The following is a 13,569-nucleotide window of genomic DNA, read 5'->3' as shown; positions in this document are numbered from 1 at the left end:
CCGTCGTGCTCCGGCCTCTTCAGCTGTTATTACTCGTTTTTCTGCCGCAGAAAGTGATTATCAAAGCCGCTGACATGTGATACTTAAACTGGGATAAAACAAACCAGGATAACGAAAAATGTCGCAGAACAAAATTGCCCACAAAGTCCAAAACCTCCAGTCATCAGCGATCAGAGAACTATTAAAACACAGCAAGATGGAAGGGGTCATTTCACTCGGCGGGGGCATTCCTGACCCGGATCTTTTCGATCGCGAAGGGCTGGAACTGGCGATGGAAAAGGTGCTCTCAAGCACCTGGAAAGACGCGTTTCAGTACGGGCTGAGCGAGGGCAGCCCGGAGCTGCGCGGGGAGATCTGCCAGCTGCTGACCGGCAGGGGAATTCGCTGCGGTATTGACGAGCTGGTGATAACGTCCGGCTCCCAGCAGTCGCTGGATATTCTGGCGCGGGCGCTGATCAACCCGGGCGATGTGGTGGTGGTTGAACGTCCAACCTATCTCGCGGCGCTGCAGGTTTTGCAGTTAGCAGAAGCTAACCTGATGTCGGTGGGTACCGACGGCGAAGGGATGATCGTCGATGAGCTCGAAGCGCTGGTTAAGACCACGCCAATTAAAGCTGTTTATATCGTCCCGACCTTTGGCAACCCCGGCGGCGTGACGCTGGCAGAGCAACGTCGCAGGCAGTTGGTGTAATTATCCCAGCGCTACGATTTTGTGATTATTGAAGACGATCCCTACGGCGAAATCAATTTTACCGACAATACCTTCATGCCGTTAAAAGCCTGGGCGGCAGAAATGGGATGCAGCGATAACGTCATTTATACCTCAACGTTTTCAAAAATCCTCGCGCCGGGGGCAAGGGTAGGCTGGTTAGTGCTGCCGGACTGGGTAAAACGTCAGGTGGTGATCCTCAAGCAGGCCACCGATTTACACACCAGCACGCTGTCGCAGTCGCTCACCTATCACTACCTGACCACGGGACGACTGGCCGGGCAAATCGCCCTGATCCGCGATGCCTATAAATATAAGTGTCATATTCTGTGTCAGGAGGTGGAGCGCGAGCTGGGCGAGCATCTGACATTCCACAAACCGATGGGCGGTATGTTCCTGTGGGCCAAATTCAAATACGAGATGAACACCACCGAGTGGCTGAAAAAGACCCTCAACAACGGCGTGGTCTATGTGCCAGGGGAGTTCTTCTACTGTAACGAGCCGGACCATACCACGCTGCGCATGTCTTACGTCAGCGTCACGGATGAAAACCTGAAAGAGGCAGTCACGCGGTTGAAGGCCTCCTTAAAATAAGGAAATAAGCATGTTGCAGGTAAAAGCGTTTTTGTTTGATATGGACGGCACCCTGGTTGACTCCACGGCGGTGGTTGAAAGCGAGTGGCGCAGGTTCAGCGCGCAGTTTGGGCTGGATGCGGAGGAGGTGATCGCCTTTGCCCACGGCCGTCAGACCATTGATACAGTGATCCATTTTATCGGCGCAGGCGAAGTGGCTCAGGTGACCGCGGATGAGCTGGATTCACGCGAGCTGATACTGCTGGACGGAATTGTTGCCGTGCCTGGCGCCGCCGCGCTCCTGAACAACCTGCCGCCGGAACGCTGGGCACTGGTCACGTCGGCAAGCCGCGAGCTGGCCAACAACCGCATGCAGGCTGCGGGGTTGCCGCTTCCGGCCGTGATGGTATGCGCCGAGGACGTTCAGAACGGTAAACCGGCTCCCGACGGTTATATTATCGCCGCCGCTGAGCTTGGGACCGATATTGCGGATTGTCTGGTGCTGGAAGATGCGGCCGCAGGGATCAGAGCCGGTAACGCCAGCGGTGCGCGAGTGATCGCCGTGGTACCCGAGGCCAGCGCAGCCCGGGAGGCGCTTGCGGCTGTAAGGCTGAAAGATCTGATTGTAGAGCGGGTTGGGGAAGGCTTTACCGTCTCGGGCTTCTGACGTAAAACGGGTGGCGCGGGCCACCCGACTCACTTCCTCAGCTGCGAATAAATTCCAGTAAGTCTTTGTTGATCGTATCCGGGTGCGTGGTGTGCATCCCGTGGGGATAGCCCGGATACACCTTATGCGTGCTGTTGTTGATAAGCTCATCCTGAAGCAGGCTGGCGTTCTTATACGGCACCACCTGATCGTCATCCCCCTGCAAAATAAGCACCGGCACGGTGATCGCTTTCAGATCCTCGGTCTGATCCGTTTCTGAAAAGGCTTTGATGCCTTCATAGTGCGCTTTTGCGCTGCCAGCCATGCCTTGCCGCCACCAGTTCTGGATGGTGCCCTGGGATATTTCAGCCCCCGTTCGGTTAAAGCCGTAGAACGGCCCCGTCGCCACATCGAGATAAAATTGTGCCCGGTTTGCGGCCAGCGCCTTACGGAATCCATCGAACACCTCGATCGGCGTCCCGCCCGGATTATCCGGCGTTTTCACCATCAAAGGCGGTACGGCGCTGATTAACACGGCTTTCGCCACGCGCCCCTGCGGTTGGCCGTATTTCGCTACATATCGCGCAACCTGTCCGCCGCCGGTGGAATGGCCGACATGAACCACATTGCGCAGATCGAGATGTTCAACCACGGCTGAAACATCGGCGGCGTAATGATCCATATCATGCCCGTCGCTGACCTGGCTTGAGCGGCCATGACCCCGACGGTCGGTGGCAATGACGCGGAACCCTTCAGCCAGAAAGAACAGCAGCTGATTGTCCCAGTCATCGGCGCTTAACGGCCAGCCGTGATGGAAGAAAACAGGTTGTGCATCTTTGGGACCCCAATCTTTATAGAAGATACTGACATCATCTTTGGTGGTGACAAATGACATGGTAGACCTCGCGGGGAGTGAAAAAAACCTGAGTGAAGTGGCTGAGTCTGAGATGAAGACGTACAGCCGCTAAGAAGTCTAGTTGAGATGGTCAGCGATTGCTGCCTCCAAAAGAAAACCTCAGCGTTTTACCCAGTCGACTCAGACTAAACAACACCGACGTGACAGACGCGGCTACCGCCACCCACAGAGCAAAATGGACGGCCTGGTTATTTAACGTCTGGCCGGTTTCAGGCGAAATGACGGCCAGCAGGATCCCCACAGCGGCGGCGCCAAGACACTGCCCGAACGTTCGCGCAATGGACAATACCCCGGAGGCGTAGCTTGCAGAGTCGCGAGGTACGTTCGCCAGCATTTCCCGGTTGTTAGGGCTCTGAAAACATCCAAATCCGATACCGCAAACCAGACTGCGCAGGCAGATATCCCACGCGGCGGGCGCAGCGGGCAGCATCGCCAGCAGGATCAATCCCACAACAAAAATGGTCAACCCAAGGGTGGCGATGAGCGGCGCGGATAGTGTATCTGCCCAGCGGCCCGCATGGGGCGCAATCAGCACGATGCCCAGCGGCCAGGGGATAAACAGCAGCGCAGAAATAACAGGGCTGTAGCCATACACGCTCTGAAACAGGAATGGCAGCGCGATAAAAGTGATCCCCTGGCTGACAAAAGAGGCAAGCGAGGTTAATGCCGCGAGGGTGAAATGCCCATTATTAAAAATGGCAGGCGGCAGGATGGGCGCACTGGCGCGGCGAATATGCCAGATAAACAGCAGGGTGCTGAAGAGGGCAAGAAGCCCCCAGCAGACAGCCGCGAGGTGAGTGCTGTTTGCCGCCATAATCATTGCCCCTAAAAGCGTTGCCGACAGTACCGCGCCGGGGGCATCAAAGGTGGCTTTGTCAGACGCCACTTTACCGGGCAGGGCCTTGCCAGCCAGCCATAACGCTAAGGTCCCCGGAAGAAGGTTAATGGCAAACAGCCACTGCCAGCTCAGGGTATCCAGTATCGTGCCGCCCAATACTGGCGCAATGGCGGTACTGGTAGCAATAAGCAGGGCATGCAGGCCAAGCACGCGTCCAAGCAGTCGTGCCGGAAAGACGGAACGCAGGATCGCCGGCGCAATGCTCAACGTGGCTGCGCCACCGATCCCCTGCAGGATCCGCATCCCGACGAGCATTTCCGGGGTTGTCGCCAGCGCGCAGCCAAGTGAAGTCAGCGTAAAGGTGGCAAGGCCCGCCAGAAAAACAGGTCGAGTGCCGTACAGGGTCGAGAGCGAGGCGAAAATCATCAACGTCATGGCAGCGGCAAGCAGATAACCGTTGGCGAACCAGACCGCGGTGCTGGCGGATACCTGCATCGCGCGCGCCATAGAGGGCAGGGCAATGTTGATCATGGTGCCATCAAACACCCCCATCAGCGTGGTCATCATTACGGCGATCATAACCCGGGCGCGCTCCGTTCCGGGCAGCCCGTCATCACCCGGTTGGTTTGAAAATAGCATCATCATCTGAACTCCTGAATCCGGTTTTGATGACGAAACTATAAGCACGAGGTATATAAGGCGGAAGACGCATGGTTTACACTTAATCATTGCACAGAACGCCTTATCTGAGGTTCACCATGTCCGATCCCGATTTTAACCTGCTGGTTGCGCTCGACATCCTGCTGGCAGAAGCCAGCGTGGCAGGTGCCGCGCGTCGCTTAAACCTGAGTACATCAGCCATGAGCCGCACGCTTAACCGGCTACGGGAAGTGACGGGCGATCCGATCCTGGTGCGGGCAGGACGTAACATGGTGCTGACCCCCTGGGCGCAAGCTTCCCGGGAGCGGGCGCGCAACGCGGTGCAGGAGGCGAGAGCGGTGCTGCAGCCGTCAATCGAGACGCTCAGGCCGGAAAATCTGGCGCGGCTTTTCACCATCAGAGCTAATGATGGATTTGTTGTCGCATTTGGCCCGGCGCTGATAGCCGCCGTGGCGAAGGCGGCGCCTGAGGTGTGTCTCCGCTTTGCGCCTAAACCTGAAAAAACGTCACGCTATCTGCGTGAGGGTCTGGCCGATCTGGAAATTGGCGTCCAGAGCAATATGGGCCCTGAGATTCGTTTGCAGCGCCTTTTTCAGGACAGATTTGTGGGTGCCGTGCGTAAAACGCATCCGCTGGCATCGTTAGCGGAAATCAGCGTGAAGGATTATGTCGCCTGGGGCCATGTGGTGGCCGCGCCCGATGGATCGTTACAGGGGTTTGTGGATGACGCGCTGGCGGAGTCCGGCGTAACGCGTAAGATTGCAAGCGTGGTGCCGGGCTTTCCGACGGCATTGTCCGTGGCACTGGCATCCGATCTTATCGCCATGGTGCCAGCGCTATATTTGCTCAATCAGCAGATGACGGCGCAACTGCACGTTTTTGAGCTGCCGTTTAAGACCCGAACCATAACGGTGTCACAGATGTGGCATCCGAGAATGGAAAAGGATCCGGGGCATCGATGGCTGAGAGAGAAAGTGCTCGGCGTGTGCCAGGGTGTGCGGTAACGCACTAAACAGACCCTGACGCAACCTCATCAGGGTCTGTCACCCCTCGCAGTCAATTATAAATCAAACTGAAGGTCGCCAGACTGTCGGCTTGCCCGGCGGTAACCTGCGAAGCGGTGCGAACATACTGGGCGTCATAATTCAGATTAAACAGCGTCTGGTTAGCACTGTTCGCAAAGGCTTCTACACCGGTGCTGTTAAGCGGCACGGGCTTACCCTGTGCGGCGCCATAGCTGTCACCGTAAAGGATGCGAATGCCCGCGCCTTTAGCGGCGCCATCTTGCTCGCTGAGGGTGAAAACGTCATTGTTTGCGCCATCTTTTTCCGTTGGGCCAAAAAAGCCTATCTTTACGGCGTTTGTTTGCGACGATTCGCAGGAAAGCGGGATCGTAAAGCGATGTTTTTCCCCTTCGATACCGTTATTGAGATCGCTGACGCTGGTCTGGCCCATATTCACGCTGATGTTGGCATCAGTAATGTAGCAACTCGATTTATGCACTTTCAGGTCCGTTGCCGCGACATCTACAGTAACACCCGCCTCGGATATCACGGCGCCGCTGGCATCTTCCAGAATCAGTTTACCCGCCCTGATTTGCCCACTGTTTGGCTGTTCGTAGATGATTTCCGGCGCAGTTTTATAGAACACGACAAAGAACTGGGTGGCCATTTGCGATGGGTCACTGGTGCTGCAAACCGCCACGTTGTCATCACCGGCCGCGATGTAGTGGACGGGCTGGCCCGCACAGTGGGTTGTTTCCCTGACGCCGACGGCAAACCCCACGCCGGGTATATCGGGGACATCATAAACCGATGCCGGTGCGCCTGTCCCATTAGGCGCCACGCCACTCACGCCAGAGACGGTTAAAGCGCTGTCTGCGACGAAACGCATCGTAACTGGCCCCGTGCCTTCGGCACAGTTATAGAATGAGCGATTTTCCTGACCCAGAATCGCGCCAGATAACATGGAGCCAGGGGAGAGCGAGGGATTGTCAGTAATGGAGTAATTCTGGAAGTTGATGACGGCATCGTTCATCGTCGGCGGGCAGCTCTGTCCTGCAAATACCCGCAGAGGAAGATAGAAAAAGCAGCCTGCCAGAACCGTCATTATCCGCAATAAATCGGTATATTTTTTCACGTAATCCTCTGTCTTTATTTGCATTTTTCAGTCAGTAGCCTGACGGGGCTAAAATCTGTTGCTGCCGGTAAGGTGAGGGGAGCCGAACACCCTATTGTCTGCCCCTGATAACGCCAGCTGGCATGGAGTACGCCGTGCAGCGGCACGCCGCTGAGATAGACCTGCCCGCCGTCAGCCACTATTCCCGTGCTGGATGTTGCGTCTTCCGCACCGGAGACGAAGGCGTTGGCACCAAAGGGGAGCGGTCGCCCATGATAAGTGAGCGTAATCAGGGTTCTTACTCCAACATGGGTGTGGTAATTCGCCAGCACCACTGCGCCGCTTGTAGGGATGACCGTCTGACTGTTTTGTTCAAGATCAACCTCATCCGCCAGCGTTTCGGTATCCAGTGAAAGCGTGTTTTTGTGATAAGCCGATAAGGTTGGCATGACGGCGTAGCCGCGGGAGTCGGTGTGGACATTGGTTGCTCCTTCAACCTGCACATCAGGCGCACCCTTAGCACGGATAAGGCCAATGGTGTCTCCGAGGCTTTGGCTCAGCGTTACGCCATATTGCGTCGCCACAATGCCACCCGCCACGCCATAATTGAGACGATCGTCATAGCGATCGTGGCTATAGCCGATGCTGGCGCTGCCCGAACCGCCGTGCCAGGCCAGCGCCAGGTTACTGTTTGCAACATGAGCCTGATTATCAAAACCTTGCTGAACGTTGTAGCTGAGCTGATCCTGTGAAAGCGCCGTTCCGTAAAGGGAGAGCTGCTGCGTGGTGTGGCCATCCAGGTTGTTGTTAAGATTGTAGCTGGTCGTACCGCCGGGCAACCAGCGGCTGAGCGGAACGCTCACGCTCAGGTTGACCGACCGCTCATTATCACTGTCATCTGAGCTTGAACGGGTAAGGTAATATCCCAGACTCCACGAAATGCCCTTGTAGTTGGCGAAATAACCCACATGGACGGTCTGGTCTACGGCAGAGGAGTTCCAGTATTTCTGCCGATAAAACGATGCGCTGATGTTCCCCAGGACACCAAAGTCTTGCGTCAGGCTGAACTCGGTACGGTTTCGTCGGTTTTCGACATGCTGGTCAGGATCCCGATAATTATTTGCTTCGCTAAAGCTGTAAAAATCGCGGCTGGTATAGTAATTACTGGACAGATCAATCGACGTTTCTGTCGCTGCAAAATTTTTATGATACTGGGCACGGAGTTGCTGGCCGTGACCTTGTCTGTTTTCCGTCAGCTGTGCGCGAGCGGCAAGCGTATCTATACCCAACGCGCCCAGTTGACCAAAATCTTTGCCGACGCCCATGGCCAGCGCCTGATAGTGGTCAGATAATTGCGCACCGCCATAAAGCGTGAGGCTTGAAGGCAATCCATAGAACGCAGACGCCTGAACAAAGTTCGGCGTATCGCCATCCGCATCCGGGCTGGTAAACTTACCGGCACTGGCGCTGAATTTCAGGCGCCCCTGACGCAACATAAAGGGCACGGCAGACCACGGCTGGGTAAACTTTCGTTCGCTACCGTCACTTTCACGAACCGTGATTTCGAGGTCGCCGCTCTGGGCCGTCGGGAACAGGTCGTTAATGACAAATGCCCCGGGAGCAACATAGGTTTCATAGATGATGTAACCGTGCTGACGAACGCTTATGCGGGCATTGCTATGGGCCACACCACGGATAGTAGGCGCAAAACCGCGTTCGCTGTCGGGCAGCATATTTTCGTCAGAGGCAAGCTGCATCCCCGTGAACTGAAAGCTGTCGAAGACCTCTCCGGAGGTAAATCCATCCCCCAGCGTCAGTTCACTTTTCCACCGTTTTATTGCGCGTTTGACCGACGTGCCCTGTGTTTGCCAGTGCTGATCGGATCCGTATTCAACCGAGGACGCATTGCGGACACGCCACGGGCCAAGGTTAAAACCCGAACGGAGGCTCAGATAATTATCACTATCATGAATGTTATTAATATTGGTTGTTGAGCCCGTCAGGTTGTAATCGATAAAGGCGGCGGGGATCCCGTCATCCCACTGTTCCGGTGGAATAAAACCGCGGCTTTTTTGCCGCATTGCCGCCTGTGGGATGCTGAAATCCAGACGGTTTGCGGCGAAATCGAATTTTACAGACGCATCTGGAATGAATTTTCCAGGTTCCGAGAAAGTCTCTCCCTCATGCAGGGCCTGAAGCGCCGAAAATGCCTCCGTATTCACGCCCAGTCTGGCAAGATAGCCCGCATCCAGTACCGGTACCAGTTGCCCATCCTGTTGGATAAATTCCAGCTCGCGTTCATCGACCTGAGTCTGATTGACGAAAACCGATACTTTATAGCGCCCGGGCTTTTGCCCGCCCTGTCGGGAAAACCAGGTCAGGTCACTTGTTTGCTGCTGCCCGGAAGTGATCTCTAATGCATGCGGATCGAAATAGTCGTCTGCCCGGGCATCACGCATGCTGCAGTTGAGCGTCAGCGCCCCGGTGATGAAAAACAGGTTGAATCGGACGGCGCGGCGCGTTGAGAAGGTTTTCATCAGCTGTAGCGAGCTAAACGTACCGGTGTAAGGAGAGAAGGGTGCCCTTCATCGACGGCATTTAGGACTGGGTGGCGAGGTGCGTCAACCCACCAAAATCGTTTATCGCTTGCCAGCTAATAGCGCCCGTACAGGACGTGTTCCAGCTACGCTCTGCAAAGGGATCAACCATGCCCGGATCGTTTAATTCTTTATTACCAACCTTGACCTGATAAAAGGAGACGAACCATGGCGAAGGATTATGTACGGTCAGTTTGTTTCCAGAGCAGATAAATTTCAGTTGTTTATAGGCCTGCGCGGCATCACCTTTTAAGCCAGACGGGCGAAAAAAGATTTTGAATTTCGATTTGACGTTGATCTGGAGCTTATTGCTGTTTGCTTTTTTGGTCGGCGCAATATTCTTGACGTTAAGCCAAAAAACGGACTCCCGATCGGATGGCAAAGGGGTACCCAGGTAACTGATCCGCAGGGTATTTTTTTGCTCAGCATCCAGGCGAAATAACGTTGGCGTCACAACAAACGGAGGCGCTGATTTATCGGCGCTGTCAAAATTTTCAATCCAGGACTGGATTAAATAGGGGGTGTCTTTCTCCATATTGGTAATCGAAAAGGCCACTTCCCGTTGCCCCTGAGGGTAAACAACACGCGTTCCACCCATGACGACACCAGCGTGAGCTGAAAGGCTATATCCCAGTGATAAAAACAGTATCGCTATTGCTTTCTTGTTCATGTTGATTCCAAAAAGAATTAAATAAGCAGAGTATTTTCTGCTTATTTAAAAAAATTTAGTTATAAACCATCAGGAAGTTCGCATCCGCATCCGCTTTTCCAGTCGTGACGTTATCAGCGGTCGCGTTATAGTTCGCGTAGAAATTTAGCGTGGTTGAGTCTTCGCCTTCAGCAAGATCGACTTTTTTAGAGATATCGCCAATCTTAATCTGCGTATTACGATCGCTTTCATACAATTTAACGGCCACGCCTGTCGCGGTATTTCCGTCGCTGTCTACTGCGGAATTCAGGCCCAGCAGCGCACTGTCTGTCGTGTCTTTCGTGCCATCAAACAGAACGGCAACAGACTTAACCGAGTCCGGGCATCCCTCAACCGAAATATGGAAAGGGGTGCGTGTAGTCTCTTTTTGTGAAGCAAAGTACGAGGCTGCCCATGTGCCCAGATCGATAGTCTGACCCGCGGTATCCGTGCTAACGTTACAGGAAGCATCAGTAATTTTCCCGGTAAAATGAACCACGCCGCCGGTGCCCTGGGTTCCGGCATCAGTGCCCGCATTCGTATTCATACCGTTATCATTGTTCCCTGACGGAAGAGCAGCCAGTGCGTTCGCACTGGCCATCATTAGCGTACACAGAGTCACTGCCAGAATTTTATTTTTATTGTTCATGCCCACTTCTCCCTTTTGTCAAAATGACTGTTTTTTAAATCAATAAAGGTGCGACAGGAGGTGTCACTCATATATAAACCAGAATCACACGCACGCTTTCTATTCGCAGCGAATAAAAACACAGGGATACTAGCAAACAAACCGTAAAGGCCCGGGCGGAAATTGATTTAAAAATAAATTTTGGTTGGCAGGGCAGACGGGTCCAGTTTTTATTCCAGAATCGGCTCTTCTACCCGCGTCGGTTTAGAAAACAGCAGCACTAACGGCAGCAGCACAAAACATAAGAACATCATCAGGCGGAAATCCTGATAATAGGCAAGCACCGTCGCCTGACGAGTCACTTCCCCGTTAATCGCCATTAGCCCTGAAGCATTGTGCAGACTGTATGCTCCGTGGTGAATATTCTCATGCAGCGCTTTATTAAAGGGATTAATAAATTCAGCAAAAATGCTGTGATTACGCTGGCTCTGTTGCGCTAAATAGGTGGTTACCGCAGAGATCCCGATACTACTGCCAATATTACGTATCAACGAATAAAGCGAAGCCCCTTCGGTACGGTATTGCGGTGCCAGCGTTGAGAAGGTGAGGGTGGAGAGCGGCACGAACGTCAACCCCATACCAATACCTTGCACCACACCGCTACTGATAATATCCCATTGGCTCATCCACATACTGAAATGGGTCATCTGCCAGAGTGAAATAGCCATGATCACCACGCCTGCGGCAATCACATAACGCAGATCAACCTTGCCGGCGATACGGCCAACTATCATCATGCTGAACATGGTACCGAACCCACGTGGGGTCATTAGCAGACCGACATCAATCACTGGATAGTGCATAAAACCCTGTAACAGCGGTGGCATCAGCGCCATGGTTGCCAACAGAATAGTGCCCATACCAAAGCTGAACAGCAGCCCGACGACGAAATTTTTATCGCGGAAAATACCCGGTTCGATAAAGGGTTTTTTCGAAGTAAAAATATGCGCGATAAACAGGTACAGTGCCGCGACGGCAAGCGCCGCTTCGATAATGATTTCTCCGCTGGAGAACCACTCTTTCGACTCACCACGATCGAGGAATAGCTGCAAGCTGCCAATCGTCACGCTGAGAAAAAAGAACCCGAGCAGGTCAAATTTACGTTTGTTGTCGAGCGCCGTTTCGTGAACGAAGGTAGTGATCCCAAGCCATGCCAGCACACCAAACGGAATGTTGATATAGAACACCCAGCGCCAGCTGTAGTACTCGGTTAACCATCCCCCCAGAGAGGGCCCAAGAATTGGGCCAATCATTACCCCCATACCCCACATCGCCATGGCCGAACCATGTTTTTCTTTTGGCCAGGCATCAAGCATCACCGACTGCGACAACGGCACCAGGCTTGCACCAAAAATTCCCTGTACCAGACGGAAAATGACAATCTGCTCGATGGACTGCGCGGCCCCGCAGAGCATAGAGGCGAGGGTGAAACCGACCACAGACCAGGCAAACAGACGCTTACGACCAATACGGGCAGAGACGAATCCGGTCAGCGGCATGGTGATAGCGGCCGCCACAATGTAGGAGGTGAGTACCCACGACGTTTGATCCTGCGTTGCGCCCATTGCACCCTGCATATGCGGCAGTGCGACGTTAGCAATGGTGGTATCCAGCGCCTGCATAATCGTTGCCAGCATGACCGAGAAGGTAATCAGCATGCGATGGTCCGCACTTTTCTTTTGCGGCTGCGGAGCTGCAATGACATCAGACATAACGTTCCTCCTCAGGAAGCGCTCCCGGCATCAGCCTGCGTATTAATTTTGATGGTGGCGCTCAGACCAGCGCGCAGCTGCGGCTTGCCAGAATCGGTTTGCAGATGGATACGCACCGGTACACGCTGTGTCACTTTGACCCAGTTACCGGTAGCGTTCTCCGCCGGGATCACGGCGTACTCAGCGCCGGTTGCCGGGCTGATGCTACTCACTGTACCGTGCCAGGTTACGCCGGGTGCGTAGTCGACGCTAATATCAGCAAGCTGATTGTCACGGATATGCGCCAGATCTTTTTCGGTAAAGTTAGCTTCGACATAGAGATTGTCATCAGAAACCAACAGCATTGCCGTTGTACCGTTCTGCACATATTCTCCGGCCTGCAGGACTTTAGTAATGCTGCCGGAAGAGGGGGCGTATTCATTCACATGGGAAAGATTGTTTTTAGCGGTATTAAGTTCAGCCAGCGCTTTTTTATAACGAGGATGTTGTTCAACGGGCGTGGAAATATCGCCACCAAAGCTGTCCGCCACCTCCTGCAATTGCTTTTGCAGCATATTAACTTCCAGTTTCATTAATAAGACTTTCTGGTGAGCGCCATCCAGATCGGAAGCAGATACGTATCCCGGACCGTTTAGTTTATGCAAACGTCCTTCTTCACGCTGTGCATAAGCGAGCTGGCTTTTCGATACCGCAATGTTGGCGAGTTTGCTCTGGTACTGGGACTTAATGGTGTTTAACGAGATGATTGTATCATTGAGTTCTGATTTGGCCTGCGAGACGGCCAGTTTATAGGGCTCCGGATCGACGCTAAACAGCAAATCACCTTTGTTAACGTGCTGATTTTCTTTAACCGCCACGTTGAGCACGCGCCCTGAAACTTCCGCACCGATCGCAGTTTTGTCCGCTTTGACGTAAGCATTATCGGTCTCGACATAACGACCACTGTTCATATAAAACCAGCCACCCGACGCAATACCAAGAGCAGGAATAGCCAGCAGTAAAATGAAACGTAACTTTTTAATAGTCATATCAGATCTCTTAATTGAGGTGATACCCGAGGCAATAGAAACAGCGCGAAGCAGCAGGAGGACGCGCTGAGGTATCGTTGATTTATTGATGAGATCAATATAATAAGCGCGCTTATAGTAAACTAAGCAGGCCGTGCTATTGGTTGTTTAAAAATAAATTTGAAAAAGATTTCGATAACCCCAGTTTGATTTACCCGCTTGCGACACGGTAACTAAATGTTGATCATGCCTGTTGTTCTCATTATCTCAAATAGGTCGATCTTAATATGCCCCGGGCTATATCGCCTGCTGAGCGAGCGCTCTGAAAAAAGCGCGGATGCTACCAAAGCGGACCGTCAGGCTGTAGTAAGGATTTGTCTAAAATTAAATTACTTTAATTTACGAAAGCTCGTAACT

At 53.4% G+C, this 13,569-nt stretch carries 10 protein-coding genes and 1 pseudogene; 3 read left to right on the top strand and 8 right to left on the bottom strand.

All coding sequences use genetic code 11. The features are described from left to right. The first annotated feature begins 118 nt into the window (after positions 1–118). Both MXM41_RS01670 and MXM41_RS01665 read left to right on the top strand, forming a co-directional pair. A pseudogene (locus MXM41_RS01670) lies at positions 119–1,303 on the top strand (PLP-dependent aminotransferase family protein). Positions 1,304–1,313: 10 nt separating this feature from the next. Continuing rightward, positions 1,314–1,949: an HAD-IA family hydrolase gene (locus MXM41_RS01665; protein ID WP_325929506.1), complete on the top strand. Its 636-nt coding sequence runs from the start codon at positions 1,314–1,316 to the stop codon at positions 1,947–1,949. Positions 1,950–1,986: 37 nt separating this feature from the next. Here MXM41_RS01665 and MXM41_RS01660 read toward each other — a convergent pair whose 3' ends face one another. Together MXM41_RS01660 and MXM41_RS01655 are read right to left on the bottom strand one after the other, a co-directional pair. Further along, positions 1,987–2,823, bottom strand: a complete 837-nt coding sequence (locus tag MXM41_RS01660) for an alpha/beta hydrolase (RefSeq protein ID WP_325929505.1) — start codon at positions 2,821–2,823, stop codon at positions 1,987–1,989. Positions 2,824–2,914: 91 nt separating this feature from the next. Next, entirely contained in the window at positions 2,915–4,327 is a 1,413-nt protein-coding gene (locus MXM41_RS01655) for an MFS transporter (RefSeq protein WP_325929504.1), read from the bottom strand. 113 nt (positions 4,328–4,440) lie between these two features. On the opposite strand from MXM41_RS01655, the gene MXM41_RS01650 reads away from it, so the two are divergent. Further along, entirely contained in the window at positions 4,441–5,346 is a 906-nt protein-coding gene (locus MXM41_RS01650; RefSeq protein ID WP_325929502.1) for a LysR family transcriptional regulator, read from the top strand. 52 nt (positions 5,347–5,398) lie between these two features. Here MXM41_RS01650 and MXM41_RS01645 read toward each other — a convergent pair whose 3' ends face one another. The 6 genes from MXM41_RS01645 to MXM41_RS01620 all read right to left on the bottom strand — a co-directional run bounded on the left by MXM41_RS01645 (position 5,399) and on the right by MXM41_RS01620 (position 13,173). Then, positions 5,399–6,481, bottom strand: coding sequence for a fimbrial protein (locus MXM41_RS01645; RefSeq protein ID WP_325929501.1), 1,083 nt, complete (start codon positions 6,479–6,481; stop codon positions 5,399–5,401). A 14-nt stretch (positions 6,482–6,495) separates the two neighbouring features. Next, positions 6,496–8,997: a fimbria/pilus outer membrane usher protein gene (locus MXM41_RS01640; RefSeq protein WP_325929500.1), complete on the bottom strand. Its 2,502-nt coding sequence runs from the start codon at positions 8,995–8,997 to the stop codon at positions 6,496–6,498. A gap of 61 nt (positions 8,998–9,058) precedes the next feature. After that, positions 9,059–9,727: a molecular chaperone gene (locus MXM41_RS01635; RefSeq protein ID WP_325929499.1), complete on the bottom strand. Its 669-nt coding sequence runs from the start codon at positions 9,725–9,727 to the stop codon at positions 9,059–9,061. 55 nt (positions 9,728–9,782) lie between these two features. Beyond that, positions 9,783–10,394 (bottom strand): fimbrial protein, encoded by a 612-nt coding sequence (locus MXM41_RS01630; protein WP_325929498.1) that lies wholly within the window; start codon positions 10,392–10,394, stop codon positions 9,783–9,785. 209 nt (positions 10,395–10,603) lie between these two features. After that, a complete protein-coding gene (locus MXM41_RS01625) occupies positions 10,604–12,145 on the bottom strand; it encodes a DHA2 family efflux MFS transporter permease subunit (protein WP_325929497.1) in 1,542 nt (513 codons plus the stop codon). An 11-nt stretch (positions 12,146–12,156) separates the two neighbouring features. Continuing rightward, on the bottom strand, positions 12,157–13,173 hold the full coding sequence (locus tag MXM41_RS01620; protein ID WP_325929495.1) for an HlyD family secretion protein: 1,017 nt from the start codon (positions 13,171–13,173) through the stop codon (positions 12,157–12,159). Between the last annotated feature and the right edge of the window lie 396 nt (positions 13,174–13,569).

This window comes from Leclercia adecarboxylata (genome assembly GCF_035787115.1).
Lineage (GTDB): Bacteria > Pseudomonadota > Gammaproteobacteria > Enterobacterales > Enterobacteriaceae > Enterobacter > Enterobacter adecarboxylatus_E.
Note: the sequence above shows the minus strand (reverse complement) of the source record. Positions and strands in the feature narration are given on the sequence as shown.